The following is an 18,211-nucleotide window of genomic DNA, read 5'->3' as shown; positions in this document are numbered from 1 at the left end:
TATGATTTTTTTAATTATACAATATGTTTGCTAGACAATTTGTTAAAATTTCTTTGAAAACTACACATTTATTTCCAATAATTCTGAAAAAGTGTAATATTCTATGTAGTACATGTATGAGGTGAATTATGGATAGAAATAATACAAGACGAAAGCCGGAAAAAGAAGAAAGCGGCTGGAAGTTTTGGCTGCAGACTATTGCTCTAACGGTCGCGATTTATGCAGTGTTTTTCCTACTGATGCAGTTTGTATTTTCAAACGATAAGGTCTCAGGACCATCAATGCAACCGACGTTTGAAAGCGGCGAAAAATTAATTGCTGTTAGACATACTAACTTGCAACGTGGGGATGTCGTTGTACTAAAAGCACCTGACGAACCTGGCTCTTTTTATATTAAGAGAATTATTGGTCTACCTGGCGATACTGTTACTTCAAAGAACAATAAGATGTACGTTAACGGCAAGAAGCTTGATGAAAGTTTCTTGGATGCTGGTTCAAAGAAGAAGGAACCAGACACAAGCATCTATGCTGGTAAAGCATACAGTTACACTTACAACTTTACTTTGAGCCAATTAGCCAAGACAGCTCCCGAGTGGCAACAGAGATACAGCACTTCTACTTTGAACAAGATTGCTAAAACAAACAAAGTACCCGCTGGTTCCTACTTCGTCATGGGAGATCATAGAACTGTTTCAAAGGATAGTCGTATAATTGGCTTTATCAACAAAAAAGCAATCGTTGGTGAAGTTAAATGGCGTTACTGGCCAATAACTAAATGGTCAACGTTTTAAAAAATATACTCAATAAATTAAGTCTTAAATGATATGATGGACTTATCGGAGGTTATTTATTTATGGACAAACCAAGTATAGCTGAATCAATTATTCAATTTGAACGTAGTAAGGATATGAATGACACTCAATTTGCTTTTGAAAGTCACCTATCAGTCGAGCGAATTCATAATCTCAAGTCTGGTGACTATGAAGCAACTGCAGATGAAAAGAAAATCATCTTAGAATATATTAAACTGCATCAATAAAATTCCATTAATAGTGGGTCTACGGACTCACTATTTTTTTGTCCTCATTTAGGAATCACATACACATATCAGTTACACGATGTTATCTCATTTGTCATCTGAGCTAGCACATTATAAGACAGTTATTCAAAGCAAATCCATCTTTAGTAAATCTGTTTATTTTGCCGTTACACTTTTTTCTGACATTTAAATAAAAATCATAACGGTAATTACTGGATAAAATTCACTAGTAATATTACTATAAGTAATAAATAGTTAATAATAAGACTCTTATTATTACAAATATAAATATTAGATGGAGGTAAATTATGCTTTTAGGCAAAGTAATTCAAAATCAACGAAAAAAATTACAACTTAGTCAGGCTGAATTAGCCGACGGAATTTGCACTCAAGCAATCATCAGTAAAATGGAAAATCAAAATATTTCTCCTTCCACAAACGTCTTAATCTCCGTCTGTCAAAAGTTACACCTAACCTTAGACAATGTTTTTTCCCAATTCTCATCCTTACCATCCAGCAACTTGTATCTAGATAAATTTCAAGCCATGGATCAAGCTGTTCAAGACAAAAAAACAACCGCTTTAGAATCGATGATTGCTGAAATAAAAGAAGGTGCCCTTCCCTCTTCAGAGAAAGCACACCTGCATTTTTTATTAGCACTACTTGCGGAATCAAAAAAAGATTCTGACGAAGCCGTTTTTCAATTAAATTACTCATTGGAATTATTGCAAAATCGTAAAACCTTTTGGGGAACAATAATTTATTCTGAACTAGGTTCAGTTTATCTTGATAAGAATCAAAGAGTTAAAACTAATTATTATTATGATCTGGCATATTCAAATATCAACAATATAACCGTTAATTCTAGTACGGAGTTCTATTACTATCGATCCGTAATCACAAAAATAGCTACCTGGTACATGGAGAACAATAATTTTGAACGCAGTGATTCACTGATCGACATGGGTCTGCATAAATTTGATAAATACTTCACCGGTAAATTCACAGACGTTTTGTATTTTACTGCAGCTCAGAATGCCCTTAATAGTCCTCCAATCGATTACAATCGACTCAGCCACTCATTGACCACTTCAATAGCCTTTGCTGAATACAATAACAATCAAGCACTGCTAGATGAAATTAAACAGCTAATGAGCAAACATAATATTAACGAACTAAAAATCAAACCCTAATCGTCTTGCCAAATTGATTGTCAACGCCCAGAAGGTCATAAGGACTCAAATAGCGTGTTTTCATAATGATATCTGTGATGACCTCCTTACTCTCTGGCTTATCCTTAAACAGCCAGAATTTCATTGTATCGAGTATTCCTGATACCACGATCTCATAAGCATAATCATTAGGAATTTGATCAACCATCTCATCATTACCCTTTGCCAAATACAATCCATGATTAACAACTTGGTAAAGTACATTTTTGACACGCTTCTCAAACGTAGTTCCGCTACTACTCATCAACACTTTGATCAATTCGAACTCAGATTCAATGTATCCGATGATTGTATCGATCACAGGATATGATTCGATGCCTTGACTGATATCTTGATACTTCATCGTTGAATCCAAATTACTGTTCAATTGATCACTCAATTCATTTAAAATTGTATCCTCAAAGTGTTTCTCCAATGCATATTTATCTTCATAATGTGCGTAAAAAGTACTACGATTTATTTTTGCTATTGTCGTAACATCACTTACAGTTAAATGTTCAAATCCTTTAGTCTTCATCAATTCGATGAAGGCTTTTTTTATTTTCTCATCAGTTTTGGTTAGTCTTTGCATAAACGTATCTCCTTACTAATACAACACTTAGTTGTTTATTGACGGTTGCTATTAAATCACACATATTTTAATCTTTTTATTAAACAACACATTGTTTGTTTAAGGAGATTATAACATGTCATACATCGAAGTAAAACACAGTTCTAAAATTTATAATAATAACGGTACTACATTTTATGCTAACAATGATATTAACTTCAATTTGAATAAAGGTGAACTAACCATTATTGTTGGTGCATCAGGTGCTGGTAAATCTACATTATTAAATATATTAGGTGGTATGGATTCTAATTCAGAAGGTCAAGTAATAATTAATGGGCGTGATATATCTAACTATACTGATAAACAAATGACCACTTATCGGCGGAAAGGAATTGGATTTGTTTTCCAATTCTATAACTTGATTCCTAACTTAACTGCACTAGAAAACGTTGAATTGACTTCACAAATTGTTTTTGACGGATTCAGCCCTATCCAAGTTATGCAAAGTGTTGGATTAGAAGATCATACCAATAATTTCCCAGCCGAACTATCCGGCGGAGAACAACAGCGTGTATCAATAGCCAGAGCTATTGCAAAGAACCCTGATTTACTACTATGTGATGAGCCTACTGGTGCGCTAGATTATCAGACTGGTAAAAATATTTTGCAGCTATTACAAAACTTTTGCCACAGTACCCGCAAGAACGTTATCATCGTTACCCACAATGGCATGATCAAACCTATGGCAGATCACGTAATTGAAATCAGTGATGGTAAAGTAAAACTTGATCAGGTAAATCCCAATCCAACTCCAGTTGAATATATTGAGTGGTAGGTCATAATATGAAAATTCTAAATAAAAATATATTCAGAGAATTCAAATTCTCAATCGCACGTTTTGTCTCGATCACTACCCTACTCGCCTTGGGAGTGTTCATTTTAATTGGTTTGAAAGTAACTGGCAATGATATGCGAGTAACCGCCAATAATTATTATGAATCACACAAAATGGCAGATGCCATTATCAAAAGTAATTCTAATATCTCGATTTCTGATCAGACAAAACTAAAAAAGTTAAAGCATATAAAAACTATCGAGTTTACCAAAAGCATAGATGGACTAATTGCTAATACCGACACAGGGATTCGTATTCAAGAAAAAACTTCTAAACTTTCTACCTATCAAGTAACTTCAGGACAATTACCTCTGAAAGCAGACGAAATTGCTTTAAGTGTATCTGAACATGGTAAATATAAAATTGGCGATTACATAAAGTTAAAGAATAAAAACAATAAAAAAATTTCTGAACTAAATAAATCTAAATACAGAATCGTCGGTTTTGTCACTTCTTCGGATTATCTACTAAAACAAAATTTAGGTGTAACATCTGTCGGAACTGGCCAAATAAATACCTATGCGGTTGTGGCAAAATCGGCATTCATTTCTGATACGCCTACGACCGCTTTGATCAGTTATGACAATGTAAAGGGTTCAAGTTATTCTAACGGTTATGAAAAGAAAGTTGAACAAAATGTCGTAAACTCCGAATCCAGGATTCAACAAATTGTCAAAATTCGTAAAGAGAAAATAATCAATGCATCATACGCAAAAATTGATGCACAGTTACCAATCCTACAGAAAACGTACGGTGATAATGCTTCTTTGATGATCACTAAGGAAAAGACGCAAGTCAACACTAAGGTCGATGCACTCACATACCAAATTCAATCTAGAAACGACTACAACGACGGATATAATCAATTTGGAGAAGATGCTAAGCGAATTGATGTATTATCAAATACATTTCCAATTATCTTTTTTGCCGTAGCTATTCTAGTAGTTTTGCTCACAATGTCACGCATGGGTGAAGAAAAACGAATCGAACTTGGAACACTTCGTGCTTTGGGATATACAAAACATGACACAATGAAAGTCTTCTTGCTATATGGATTTTTGGCCAGCATAATTGGCACTTCGATCGGTGCTTGGCTAGGTACGACCTTTCTGCCTAAAAAAATATTTACGGCTTATGCGGCCAACTTTGTAATTCCTGATTTTCAAACTCCCATATCTTGGAAATGGATCGTTATTTCACTCGTAATAACCACTATCTGTACAATATTACCCGCCGTTTATGTTGCCGGAAAATCACTCAAGGAAAAACCAGCAACACTCATGCTACCAAAACCTCCAAAGACCGGTTCAAAAATAATATTAGAACGTCTTCCGTTCATCTGGAAAAAATTATCATTCAATTACAAAGTTACATTGCGTAACTTATTTAGATATAAGTTTAAATCATTCATGACTGTTATTGGCATTATGGGATGTACAGCCCTACTAATTACCGGATTCGGAATCAAAGATTCATTGAACAATATCGTAAATACTCAATACAAAGATATTATTCATTATGATTTGATCGGCATGTATAATCCGACCGACACAACTAAGAATATTGATAAATATAAAAATAGGATTTCTAACATCAATGGACTTAAAAATAAAACGACAATTTACTACGAAAATGTAACCTCCAAAAATTCTTCAATGACTAGTAATCAACAAATATCATTGATTGTTCCAAAACACGAAAGTCAATTTGACACGTACGTTACTCTTAGAAATCCTAATACGTCTAAAAAAGTCGAACTATCTAACAATGGTGCAGTGATCACGCAAAAACTCGCTAAAATAATGAATGTGACAATTGGCGATAACATTACAATCAAAACAACTTCCGGTCAAAAATATCGAGTTAAAATTTCCAATATTACCGAAATGTACGCTGGACATGATATTTACATGAATTCGATTTATTATAATAAAATCTTCAAACAAGCAATAACTTATAATTCCATTATGATGAATTTTAAAAATCGTTCAGCCTCTAACATAGACAAAATTTCACGTCAATTAACAACACAACACGCTTCAGTTACAGTAGTTCAGTCCGACGATGCCAAACAAACTATCAATAATATTTTGAATGGACTAAATAATTTGGTTCTTATTATTATCATTGCGGCATCATTACTAGCATTCGTTGTATTATTTACCTTAACCAATATCAACGTTTCTGAACGTATTCGTGAATTATCGACTATCAAAGTTCTGGGATTCTATCCGATGGAAGTAGTCATGTATATATACCGCGAGACATTCATTCTAACTTTACTTGGAATTATTCTGGGATTTATTGGCGGAAGTTGGCTTCACAATTACATTATGCAGACACTTCCACCGGAAACAGCCATGGCTGATATGACATTGTTCTGGACCAACTTCACACTTTCAGGATCAATGACAATTATCTTCTCTATCGTAGTAATGATCTTCATGGCTCGTAAAATAAGAAAAGTTGATATGCTTGAAGCACTCAAATCAGTTGATTAGAAATGTAGCTTCTAATAATTTAAGTTATGTAACCTTAATCGAACAAAAAAGGCAAAGCTTCAGCTTTCCCTTAAATAATCATAAATTTTAGCATCATGAAAATAAATATAGACACCCTTAATTCCACGCTTCATTAATACATTGATGGAATTAAGAATTATTGCCTCTTTCGCTGCATCTATATTATCAATATCATTTTCGTGACGTTTCTTGAATGCTTCCTGATCCTCATACGAACCAATATTAATTCGTATGTGGCCATCTCCTGCGTATTCAATTGATGGACCAATTATCACCGCTACATAATTTAAATCAAATCCTTGAACAGTATAAATCGAACCTATTTCATCGATTGTAGAATCCTTTTGTGCCCAGGTCACACGATCATAGTTGTACTGATCCCACGGCAAATGAAATCCCCCTTCATTGACGTAATGTTTCTTACCATCTAAAGTAGACGGATAATCAGCCGTCGCCACAATTCGAGATTTTTGATATTTCTCATTATCACGACGTAATTGTTGATACATCTTTTCAGCATCTTGATAAATTCTAAATTTGTAATTTGAACTAGAGTTATCAAGAAATTCTGAATTACTGGAAGTAACAGGATCAAGCTTCAGCTCCTTAGTTAGATCATTGATCCAATTAATTACCGAACGAGGCGCCTGCATACGCATCTGAACACGTAAAGTTTCAAGTTTGTATTTCAAATTAAATCTCTTAACCAAATTATCAATTACATACTGTGACCAATAACTCTTCAACTTCAAAACTTGCCGTTCATCATAAACAATAATTACAACTTTGGCCAATTTAATGATTTCTTCCAATTGATTATGTTGCTCAAAATTATTGTATCGATCCGCTTCACTCAATAATAAGTGTGCTTCATCAATCACAACGACGTCAGCAATTTTGTGTTCTTTGTTCATGCGATTGATAAACGTAGTCGGACGCAGGAATCTATTCTTCCTCAATTCCGCAAAATCACCAGCATTATCTTGATAGACTTTTAATAACTCGGGATGATTGACCAAGAAATAATTATTCGTAGAATTTTGTTTGGCATCACGTTCTATATTCAAAAACAATTGAGTCAATATGACACTCTTGCCGGTACCGGCATCCCCGTTTAACTGAAATAATCCTTTAGTGTTACTCTTTAAATTATCATTGATAAAATCTAATATTTCATTAAAAACATCTTGCTGCTCGTTGGTAAGATGTTTATTTGGTAAAACTGAATCTAACATAGTATCTCCTAACAAAAAATAGCACACCCAAAGGTGTGCCAAGAATCAATTACTCGTCACTCTTCAAAACACCACCAACAGCGTAGTGTTCTTTTTCCATTTCGTTCAAAACAACGTGAACATGTTCAGCAGGTGCACCAGTGTTTTTAACAATGGCATCTGTAACGTCTTTTACCATACCCTTTAGTTGTTCTGGACTACGTCCGGCAATTAGATCAATGTGTACTAGTGGCATAATTAGTTCTCCTTTGATTGGATATTTAATTTATTAATATGTTTAAATTATATACTTTTGCTAATCTCTTGAAAATAGATAAGTTAATTGATAACTAGTTACTAGCATAATCAGCATATGCTTGAGTCAAATCATCATCAAGCATTATATCGTGACCACTATATATTTCACCAGATGACGTAATACCAATGTTTTTACCTGTATCACTTATTTCATTTCCTTCTTCAGCAAACGAATAATATATTCTATAGACCATCGCTACAGTCTTTTTCTCTCCACCAAAATTCTCTAAAACTGGAAGTGTTCCTCCATCATCTGACTCCATTACATGAAAATTAGAAGTATCATCATCTTTTTGATAATAGTCTGTCAACCAATCAACAAAATCTTCTTTAGTTGGAAAGACTTCCTTTACACTTCCACCATTTGAATCACTGTCAGATCCCTTATGCATCTGTGAATCAAAAATGGAAACTGCATAACTATTAATATAATTATCATATTTAGGCTGACTCTGTGACGCGTCATTCGGGTGATTGTCTTCCATCTTCCAACTAGTGAAGCTACTACCAAACAACGTCAAAGTATTATTCACATATTTTAACTTAAGAGTTTTAGCAGCCAATGGTTTACCTGATTTTTGATATTCAAATCCGCCTAAATTCATTAAGTTACCATAATAAGAATTAGATTGGCTAGATACATTTAAAGTCATCGTTTGTGTACTTGAGTCATAAGAATAAGTACCTTCAAAAACTGCCATCACTGCGGAATTTTTAGAAGTGTCATTTTCATCTTGATAACCATATCTCCAGATGAAATTACTACCTTTGAAGGCAATGGCATTCATAGGTGTGTCCATGCCATTCGAAGTAAATCCATGATTAGAGAACTTACCATATGAACTATTGTATTTGCTCATTTCAGATTCATAATGTTTACGATAATTAACTGTCTTCTTATCTGTTTGATAAAGTTTGACATTATTCACTGTCCCCAACAAGTAAGTCGTCTTGTTCTTGATCTTAATAGCATGGTCTTCGGCAGCGTTCAAAGTATTACCTTCTCTTTGAACAATACTTATTGGAGCTACCCCACTCGACAAATCAGAATCACTGGCAAATCGTTCTTCAGTAACACTGACAATATTCATGATTATATCGCCGTTCTTAGCAATAGTATATGTTCCTCGTTCAGTAAATCTTCCTGCAAAACCATTCGAACTAATAATATCTTGAACGAAGTTTCCATCTTTGCCAAAGTACATCGAATACTTGTAGTCAGGATCTTTTGAAGATCCATCCCCTTTATGCGTGCCCTTAAAATTATGACCTTTGATAATTATTTTTTTAACTGTGTTCTCGGTGTTGTTAGAACTGGCCGTACTTTGAGAATTACTACCACATCCTGCCACGGTCAAAAGTGCCAAAACACTGATTGCTATCAGTAGATACTTTTTTCGTTTCATATTTTCCCCTTAGTTGTTGTTTACATAATCTGAATATGCTTGAGTTAAATCATTGTCTAACATAATAAAATGACCAGAATAAATATTTCCATCTGAATCGATGGCAATTGTTTGAGCAGGCTCAATAGCAGAATCATCATTTAGTGCTGTATATGAATAGGCAAGACTATATACCACCGGTACAGCAGATTGATTGTTGTCCATATCTCTAACCTGCACAGTTTCCCCGGAACCACTTCCAGTAACATGGAAACCTGGTGTATCATCTGTTGCCTCACTTCCCTGATCTGTGAAGTAAGAACTTACCCATTGTGCAAAGTCTTCTTTGGTTGGAAAGGTATCTGTAACAGACGCAGACGACAATGATTCGTCAGTCTCGTTATTAGCATCTGTTTTAGAAGCTTCCTCTTTTGCTCCAGAATCCTCAGTCTTTTCCATACCTACTGTATAAACATTCGGTTGATTATTCTTACTCATCTTTGCATAATTAGGCGTTCCATCAACAGTTCCATAATCTAACATATCGTCAGATTTATAATCCTTAAACTTCGTAATTAAATGCAGTTTATTATTCTTAGTAAACTCAAATACCAATTTTTTTGGTATATCAGATCCTGTCAATTTTGATTGGAATTGCATATTATTCAATTGACTTACAGTGCCTTGATAAACATTTGAATGATATTGCAAATACAATATCAATTTATTACCCTGTAATTTGTAATTACCCATAAATGAAGCAAGTCTTGCACCTTGTTCTGTTTCATTGGCAAATTTAGAATCTGGACCACCATATGTCCAAATGAATCGACTACCCTTGAAAGCAATTCCGTTACTAACCAACTCAGTCGCTGGACTCATGAATCCGCGGTCTGACAATTTAGTATCTTTTCCGTAGTATTTCTCAGTAGTTTTTTTCAAATAAGAATCATAACTGGAAGCATCCTTCTTGTCAGTCAAAAATAACCCGTCTTTCTTGCTGACCTTGGAAAAGGAAACATAATTCTCATCTACATATACGTAGCCACCCATATTACTATCCTTATCCACCTTATCTTGATGCATAAAGACTGGTGTGGCATGGTTATTCATATCTTTCTCACTAGCATATGATTCATTGATACCCTTTAAGTAAGTTAGTTTAACTTTGTTACCTGACATCTTTTTATATTTGACATCAAAAACTAATCTTCCCCATTCATGACCAACTTCAAACTTACCTGACTCAATCACAACGGCTCGTTTGTTATCCACGAAATGAATGGTCATTTTCCCATTTGTAGCATCCTCAACTGGTGTCTTGCCGGAAAATGATTTTCCGACAAATCCGGCGTTACTACTAGACTTAGCAGTATTACTACATCCCGCTAAGACAAGTCCAAAAAATAATACAATACTTAAAATTTTAATTAATCGTTTCATACTTCCCCCTAATAACTTTTAATATTTTCACAAAAATAAAAAGGTCCTCACAAGTAGCCAAACGACTAACTTAATGAGGCCTTTTCTGTCGAAACAAACAATAGCATTAACCTTCGGGTTGTAGAGGTGCATCATTAGAAATGTACGTAAACATATAATCATTATCGATTGGATCTACATCCAACGTTATTTCTTGAGTATTGCTTTTATTGTATGCTTCGTCAACTCTATATCCTGACATATCAGGGGCCGTAATTGTTATTTTATCACCGCTCTTCCCTGTCAATGTCTTCATTGGTATAAATGCATTACTGATATACCCAGTACGATCATTCTTAATCAATCTATACGTAACTGTTCCAGTAGTTGATTCACCAACTGGAATTACATAATCTGTAGTCCAGGTTGTTTTACCTTGAGCTAATAAATGACTTGCAGTATCACTTAAAGAGTATACATAAGGAACGAATCCAATTGGATTACCTTTAGTATCATATGCTAAGAATGCTCCACTACCTACGCCTTCATCCCAAATTGACCCTTCATTATGCTTAGTTGTAGACCATTTAGTATAGTCACTTAAACTTTTGAAGACTCTGTCCCCAAAGTAGGTTGTCGCACTTTTTGCAATTTCAGAAATAGGTGCGCTGTGAGAAGTCGGGTCAGTAGGTTCACTTTTTGCAGCCTGTAAGATATCTGCGCTTGTATATCCTAAGTCTGTTATTGAAGCTGTGTTATCCATTTCTGGGTCGTATACTGATTCTTTACCACTACCTGCAAAATCTTGCATAGCTAAGAATTGACCATTATCCAACTGAACAACACTCAATCCTGTCTTGCTATATTCTGGATCCAACATATTCTTATTATGATCTGGAGAGTTTTTCCATTGATTAAAAGCATTTTGAGCTACAGTATCTACACTATCACCATTAGTTACTAGTAAATTTTCAGCTTTAAATAATGAATTATCTTGTTTAATATGTGATTCTTGATCAAACATTGTTTTATCTGAATTAAAGTGATCTGCTTTACCAATATCACCAGAAGTATTTACTTCATTAGCTTCATCAGCAGCACGTGCATCAGAACCTAAAGTTAAATTATCATCTTCTGTCAATGGATCTTGTGAGTTTGCAACACGATAATTGTTAATCAAAGTAAGTAATTTATCTTTAACATCTGATGTGCTTATGCCATTTTGATTAGAGTCTTTAGTATATGTGAACGTAACAGTCTTATCCCCGTCAACACTTACTGTTTGCGTAGCTTCACCATCGACTGTATAACCGTCAATTGTCTTAGCAGTGGCAGTATAATCTTTGCCATTATCAACTTTTTCAGTTACTGCATCAGCAATTTCATTTTTATCTGCATCAACAAACTTAGTAGTAACAGTCGATTGAGTTACAGGTTCAGCATTTTTAGAATATACAAATACAACTTCATTGCCATCTTTAGAAATGACTACATCTTGAGACGCATTGCCTTTAACAGTATATCCAGCAATATCAGTTGAATTAATGGTCTTAGTAGAACCCACTTCTTCTGATGTTTTTGTATCTGGTGAGATGGTTTGACCAGACTCATCTTGATAATGAACTAATACATCAGCCTTGGTTGTGACTGGTGTAGTGTCTTTGAGTTTATAAGTAAATGTGATGACATTTTTAGTACTATCCTTATCAACATTCACAGATTGAGTTGTTTGAGAAGTTAACTCATATCCATCAACTGAAATAGCATTTACTGACTTAGTTGAACCAACATCTTCTGATGTAGTAGCACTTTGGGCAATCTCTTTGCCTGTTTCGTCAACATACTTAACAGTAACATCAGATTTATCAGCTACTGGATCAACTGGTGTGGTTGCATCTTTTGTATAAGTAAACGTAATTGTATTGCCTTCTTCAGCAATAATTACATCTTGTGAATTTTTGTCGACTGTATAGCCATCAACAGTAGCAGCTTGTTCAGTAATTGTTGACCCAACCTTTTGACTTGATACAGTCTTAGGTTCAGCAACTTTATTACCATCAGCGTCTACATAGTTGACAGTTACATTAGCTGTTTTATCTGCTGGATCGACTGGTGTGGTTGTATCATCTGCTTTGTAGTTGAAAGTAATAGTGTTATTACCATCTTTAGAAACTGTGACAGACTTAGATGCATCATCATTCAACTTATATCCATCTAGTGTTGGAGCATCTGCACTAACAGTTGCACCGACAGTTTGGCCTGCTAGTGTCTTACTGCTAATTGTCTTGCCATTCTCGTCTACATAATCAACAATTACATCTGATTTTTTATCTGCTGGATCAACTGGTGTGGTTGTATCATCGTTTTTGTTGTAGTAGAAAGTAATGTCAGTTGAACCTTCCGCAACATTAACAGTTTGAGTCTTATCACCGATTAATGTATAACCATCAATGTCTTTGGCAGTTGCTACAAATGGATCTCCAACTGTCAGCATTGTTCCGCCACCGATATTTTCGATACGCATGCCAGTAGCTTTATCAACGTAGTATACATTTACATTTCCGATATGCTTATACTTGAATGTGTACTCGTTAACGCCAGCTTTAACTTGAATATCACGATCAAGACCATCTTCACCACCGAAGTCTACCCAATAGTGACCAATTTGTGCAGACTCTGCACGATAAGTTGAACCAACTTTGGCGGTATCAGTAACATCGTCGGCTAGTTTTTTACCATCTTTGTCGACGAAATGCAAAATAATTGTTGCGTCTTTTTCTGAACTTGCTTTGGTATACGCAAAGATAATTGTATTGTTGCCATTCTTAGTAACTTTGATAGATTGAGTATTGTTGCCATTTACTGTATATCCATCAATTTTGGCAGCCTTCGAAGTATATGTTTCACCGACTTTTTGCTCAATTGTAGATGTTGGGAAAATCTTATTACCATTCTCATCAACATACTTGACTGTAACATTTGCATATTCAGTTTCAGTTGAACCGCCATTATTGTGGCTACCACTACTACTTGAACCATTATTATTATCTGTATCTGGTGTTGTAACAGTTTCATCATCAGGTGCATTCTTAATATAATTCTTGTCAGAACGACTATTTTCTGAAGTGAGATTAGCATTATTTGCCTTAACCCATTCGTTTGTGGCAACACGATAATATGTCACTCCATCAACGGTTACTTTTTGATTAGTGATCCAATCAGAATTACCAGCCAACCCACGGTTTTTAATTTGCTTTGCACCCTCAAGCGGATTGGTATATAGAGCAGCGTACTCGACATTCCCGACATGCACTGTACCACTTAATTTTTGTGATGATGTTTCATCGGCCAAGTCCATTTCGTTTACATTGGCATATTCATTTCCACCAACCAAAACATAAGTTTTGCCATCAACACCTTTGACAGCCTTGGCTGTTTTCCAAGCAGTGCCATTTTGCAATCCTCTGTTTGCCTTACGAATGCTGTCTTTGGTGACATTATTCCATAATTGGACATAACTGCCAGTTGTTGAATTAGCTGTTGCAACATTGTTTACAGCCGATGCATCAACTGTCTTCTGACCTAAAGCGGTCAAACTAAATAGTGTAACAAATGTTAGACCAACTGTGATCCAACCCTTTTTACCATGGACTAATTTGACACGATATGTTCTTTCTTCTAATGCTTTGTTTAAACGCCTCTTTTTAAAATTCATCTGTTTCCCCTTGTATGTTTATTAATTTAAGTATCCCCAATATTGTTTATATAATCCTGGTCCGATTTTTTCAGGATCAGTCATCGTTAATCCCGGTTGTGCTGTCAAAGTCATAATAGTACCTTGATCAGTCTTAATTTCAGTGCCATTGTCAGCTACCGTGTATCCAGCTAGTCCCAACTTTGATTTTTCAGCTGGTACATTAGAGCCCTCACCTGAGAAATAACAAATCTGTGGCTTGGTCTTTAAAATATAACTTGAGTCTCCCCAATCAGCATACAAACTTGATGTCGCATTGAAATGAATCAAACCACTAGAATCAACGGTATATGTTCCCTTCTCATATTTGATTCCTGGATTAACTGTGTGATTTGTTGGTCTACTATAGTTGTATACATACTCACCATTACTCTTCAATAATAATGAATATACATTATATTGGTACTCAGTTGAATATGGCACATCAAGATATGGTTTTTGATCATTATTACTGTTGTTATCAGTATTATTTGAATAATTACCGCTCAAGAAAACTTTGTCTCCACGATATTTTTCTGAGATCAATTGACTATCTGAACCCTTAGTCCATTCATTTGTGGCAACACGATAATAAACTTGACCATTAACGATCACACGTTGATCGGTATACCATTCGGTGTGCTTCATCAATCCACGGTTTTTAACAACGTGCGCACCATTCAATGGATTAGTGTATAAAGTAACGTAACTACCGTTGCCTGATCCTGATTTAACGTCACCAGTCAATTTTTGCTTTGAATTCTCAGTTGAGCCATCCATTTGGTTTGCATTGGCATATTCATTATTACCAACTTTGTAATATGATTCTCCATCTGATGCAGTGATTCTATTTCCAACATTCCATGAAGAGCCACTAGACAACGTATTGCTATCTCTAGTCTTACCGCCATTAATATTGTTCCATAATTCAACTTGACCATAACCAGAATTAGCAGTCGCTGAAGCAGCATCAACAGACGTTTGATTTAACAAAACTGTTGTACTTACTAAAGTTGCTGAAGCTATTCCAGCAGTTAATAATCCCTTTTTAAAATAATTCATATTTAACCCCACACTATTTTTTATTTACCATTTAATTGCAAAAAATATAACCAAAGCAAGAACTCCAAAGATAATAATTACCCCTAGATGATTCAAAATAAAGCTTATGCCGAAAAGTAAAGCAACAATTACTAGAATTGCGATTATACAACCGCATCCGCAACCACCGCCATCATCTTCGACCCAATTCATTTCTTGAAAAACTCTACCTGGTTCCCAATGTCCCATAAACGTGACTCCTCCTAATTAAGCAAAAACACGTTTAACGCCAACAATGGTTCCACGTGAGCCGTAGATTGAATGTACTTGAACAGCGAATGGCCATGATTCAATCATAGTATCTGGATTCAATAAAATACCAACATGCCATACAACACCAGTTGATGGATCAGCGAAGAAAATCAAGTCCCCACGTTGACGATTATTGAAGTTTACTTGTGGGATTCTTGCATCTGCCCAGTAGTCACGACTATTCCATTCATGTCCTGGTTGTGCATGTTGAATATTTGAAATTGGTGCTGAATTAATACCTGAAGCATACAATGCTTGTGTGACTAATCCAGAACAGTCAACGCCATAAGCAGGCATTGAAGCTGCACCAGAGATCCAAGGTTGACCAATGTACTTGTATGCTTGGTTGATCATTGCTTCAATGTGATCTGAACGAGTACTTGTAATGTTTGTTTGTAGCGGAGCAACATACGAATCGATGTCATACCAATCAGATTCTGAATAACCCATTGCTTCCCAAGTTGCTAGATTAACAACACCTGTAACAGGCAATCCTTTACGTGATTGTAAGTTTCTAACTGAAGATGCAACTGAACCATCATAGATTGTATGTGCATTTGAATAACCAAAGTATCTTCTAACTAACCACGTCTTGATACCTTCAACGCCGTTGTATAAGTCATAGCCAACATTACCAACTGGTTGAATTTGTGTATTTTGAACTTGTAACCAACCATTTGGATTTTGATATGCAGGAGCAACTGTAGCATCATCACTGTTTAGCCAAACATTATTAGCAATTTGATAATAAGTTAAACCACTAGCATTATCAGTCTTGTTATATTTCCAAGTTGAGTTAGCAGCTTGGTTAGCTTGACCATTTTTGACAAATCCAGTATCTTCACGTGCATAATTTACTGCTCCGTCTTTTTTAACACGAATAACACCAGTAGCTGATGTACCGTATTGCATTGTTACATCATTACTATTTGTATATTCATTTGTGGCAACACGATAATAGTTTGCTCCATTCAATGCCATCTTTTGATCAGTTGCCAATGGAGTGTTAGCCATCAAGGCACGGTTCTTAACTTGTGTACCATCTTTTGTATATAGATAAGTCATTTGATCATGAGTTTCTACAACTGCATTAATATGTGTAATATTTGAGGCAGTAGCATCTGCTTGTGTTGAGGCCGTTTGTGTATCATTTGTAGTTGCTTGTTGTTGTGTATCTTGTGCGTAATTTACAAGTGATGATGTATCGTCATTTGTAGTACTTTGATCAGTATTTTGATCAGTTTGTGGAGCGGCAGTAGTGGCTTGTGATACTGCTTGCGTATTATTGCTATTTGCATTAGTTGTAGCAACGTTTTCTACTTGTTGTGAATCCGTCGTTGTGTCAGCTTTTACTGTTTGTTGAGTTGCCAAAAATGTTGTTAAAGCAAAACCACAAATCATTACAAACTTTGTTCTGTTATTCATATGTATTTCCCCTAATTTGATAATTTAATTTAAAATTTTTAAACATATATTATTGGACTGAATCTTTAGAAATAAACTTGGTGTTAGGATTTGAACCTGTGTAATTGTATAGTGCATCATATTGATCTATTGTGCTGTAATTCCAATCAGCAGTGAATGCCGCAGCATCCTCAGAGATTCCTAATCCAACTGTTGGACCAGAATAAATTAATGCGGCACGATGACCAAAATGACCAGCTTGTCCCATTGGAATAGAATTGTAATCATCGTCATACCAATCTTTTAAGAAATAGTATGCAGCATCTTTGTCGGATCTAATTCCTCTAAATCTAACTATTCCATCTAACCCTGTTCCATCCAAATCTTCGGATGTCTTTCTAGCAGCTGTTGAATGATCCAGTACATGACCTTCTTGTTGATTAGCACGTTGTTGAGCATAGCTCATCATGTCATCTGTCAAACTTACTGGTGTAGTTCCATTGGCCTTATGTAAAGCATTAAGATACTTAACGAAATACTCATTTATCTTTGAGACATCTGGTTGATATGTCACATTCACAGTATTTATATCTTTTATAGTTTCTTTAGAAATTGAACTTTCTGGTACATTAATCGTTGTATCTACTGCATCAATATATAGATGACTTCCTATTTGATAAAAAGTTTTACCAGTAGCTGATTCATAAAGTACACGTCCAACTTTCCATGATGTCCCATTCTCTACCACTCCCAGAAACGAGTCGTCATTATCTGAATGAGTAAAGGCGTATTCTCTAGATACGTGTACAGTAGCTACAAATGAACCATTGCTTGAATGCGGAGTATTATCAGACAATATAGAATCATTTGCCTTCAAATATTCATTAGTTGCAACTTGATACATAGTTGTTCCATTAACAGTGATTGTCTTACCAACCCTCCAACCAGAATTAGCTTGTAGTCCTCTATTCTTGATTTGTTGACCAGTTTTTGTGTAGATATAAGTCACTGGCACATCTTTAGTCGTGGCAACACTTGCAGCATCTACATCTTGAGACAAAACTGAACTAGTCACAAAGGCAGCTAATGCTATCCCTGAGACTGTCATAGATTTCACTAATAATGATTTCATAAATATTCT

General features: G+C 35.2%; 15 protein-coding genes. 5 read left to right on the top strand and 10 right to left on the bottom strand.

The window, feature by feature from the left end; translation table 11 throughout:
• The first annotated feature begins 128 nt into the window (after positions 1-128).
• From lepB to EKM68_RS06075, 3 genes are all read left to right on the top strand, one after another.
• On the top strand, positions 129-791 hold the full coding sequence (gene lepB / locus EKM68_RS06085) for a signal peptidase I (RefSeq protein WP_125588846.1): 663 nt from the start codon (positions 129-131) through the stop codon (positions 789-791).
• A 62-nt stretch (positions 792-853) separates the two neighbouring features.
• Entirely contained in the window at positions 854-1,039 is a 186-nt protein-coding gene (locus EKM68_RS06080) for an LBP_cg2779 family protein (RefSeq protein ID WP_025024457.1), read from the top strand.
• A gap of 308 nt (positions 1,040-1,347) precedes the next feature.
• The gene (locus tag EKM68_RS06075) at positions 1,348-2,232 is read left to right on the top strand and encodes a helix-turn-helix domain-containing protein (protein WP_125588844.1); all 885 of its coding nucleotides are present in this window, start codon (positions 1,348-1,350) and stop codon (positions 2,230-2,232) included.
• Here EKM68_RS06075 and EKM68_RS06070 read toward each other — a convergent pair.
• A complete protein-coding gene (locus EKM68_RS06070; protein ID WP_125588842.1) occupies positions 2,222-2,842 on the bottom strand; it encodes a TetR/AcrR family transcriptional regulator in 621 nt (206 codons plus the stop codon). The two genes, EKM68_RS06075 and EKM68_RS06070, sit on opposite strands and share 11 nt — an antisense overlap.
• 115 nt (positions 2,843-2,957) lie before the next feature.
• Here EKM68_RS06070 and EKM68_RS06065 point away from each other — a divergent pair, with 115 nt between their 5' ends.
• Together EKM68_RS06065 and EKM68_RS06060 are read left to right on the top strand one after the other, a co-directional pair.
• The gene (locus tag EKM68_RS06065) at positions 2,958-3,659 is read left to right on the top strand and encodes an ABC transporter ATP-binding protein (RefSeq protein WP_125588840.1); all 702 of its coding nucleotides are present in this window, start codon (positions 2,958-2,960) and stop codon (positions 3,657-3,659) included.
• Between the two features lie 8 nt (positions 3,660-3,667).
• Positions 3,668-6,220: an ABC transporter permease gene (locus tag EKM68_RS06060; protein ID WP_125588838.1), complete on the top strand. Its 2,553-nt coding sequence runs from the start codon at positions 3,668-3,670 to the stop codon at positions 6,218-6,220.
• Positions 6,221-6,279: 59 nt separating this feature from the next.
• Here the strand turns inward: EKM68_RS06060 and EKM68_RS06055 are convergent, their stop codons facing one another.
• From EKM68_RS06055 to EKM68_RS06015, 9 genes are all read right to left on the bottom strand, one after another.
• Positions 6,280-7,476 carry a DUF2075 domain-containing protein gene (locus tag EKM68_RS06055; RefSeq protein WP_125588836.1) on the bottom strand — a complete coding sequence of 399 codons (1,197 nt, stop codon included), beginning with the start codon at positions 7,474-7,476 and terminating at the stop codon, positions 6,280-6,282.
• Positions 7,477-7,525: 49 nt separating this feature from the next.
• On the bottom strand, positions 7,526-7,711 hold the full coding sequence (locus EKM68_RS06050) for a 2-hydroxymuconate tautomerase (RefSeq protein WP_025024462.1): 186 nt from the start codon (positions 7,709-7,711) through the stop codon (positions 7,526-7,528).
• 94 nt (positions 7,712-7,805) lie between these two features.
• Positions 7,806-9,179, bottom strand: coding sequence for a hypothetical protein (locus EKM68_RS06045; RefSeq protein ID WP_125588834.1), 1,374 nt, complete (start codon positions 9,177-9,179; stop codon positions 7,806-7,808).
• A 9-nt stretch (positions 9,180-9,188) separates the two neighbouring features.
• Positions 9,189-10,601, bottom strand: a complete 1,413-nt coding sequence (locus EKM68_RS06040) for a hypothetical protein (RefSeq protein WP_125588832.1) — start codon at positions 10,599-10,601, stop codon at positions 9,189-9,191.
• Positions 10,602-10,707: 106 nt separating this feature from the next.
• Entirely contained in the window at positions 10,708-14,295 is a 3,588-nt protein-coding gene (locus EKM68_RS06035) for a MucBP domain-containing protein (protein ID WP_125588830.1), read from the bottom strand.
• A gap of 21 nt (positions 14,296-14,316) precedes the next feature.
• Positions 14,317-15,375, bottom strand: coding sequence for an SLAP domain-containing protein (locus EKM68_RS06030; protein ID WP_125588828.1), 1,059 nt, complete (start codon positions 15,373-15,375; stop codon positions 14,317-14,319).
• A 24-nt stretch (positions 15,376-15,399) separates the two neighbouring features.
• Positions 15,400-15,603 carry a preprotein translocase, SecE subunit domain protein gene (locus EKM68_RS06025; protein ID WP_125588826.1) on the bottom strand — a complete coding sequence of 68 codons (204 nt, stop codon included), beginning with the start codon at positions 15,601-15,603 and terminating at the stop codon, positions 15,400-15,402.
• 18 nt (positions 15,604-15,621) lie between these two features.
• The gene (locus tag EKM68_RS06020; protein ID WP_125588824.1) at positions 15,622-17,091 is read right to left on the bottom strand and encodes a peptidoglycan-binding protein; all 1,470 of its coding nucleotides are present in this window, start codon (positions 17,089-17,091) and stop codon (positions 15,622-15,624) included.
• Between the two features lie 49 nt (positions 17,092-17,140).
• Positions 17,141-18,202: an SLAP domain-containing protein gene (locus EKM68_RS06015; protein WP_125588822.1), complete on the bottom strand. Its 1,062-nt coding sequence runs from the start codon at positions 18,200-18,202 to the stop codon at positions 17,141-17,143.
• Positions 18,203-18,211: the final 9 nt, after the last annotated feature.

Origin of the sequence: Companilactobacillus jidongensis, from assembly GCF_003946575.1 — a bacterium.
In the GTDB taxonomy this organism is placed as follows: Bacteria; Bacillota; Bacilli; order Lactobacillales; family Lactobacillaceae; genus Companilactobacillus; species Companilactobacillus jidongensis.
Note: the sequence above shows the minus strand (reverse complement) of the source record. Positions and strands in the feature narration are given on the sequence as shown.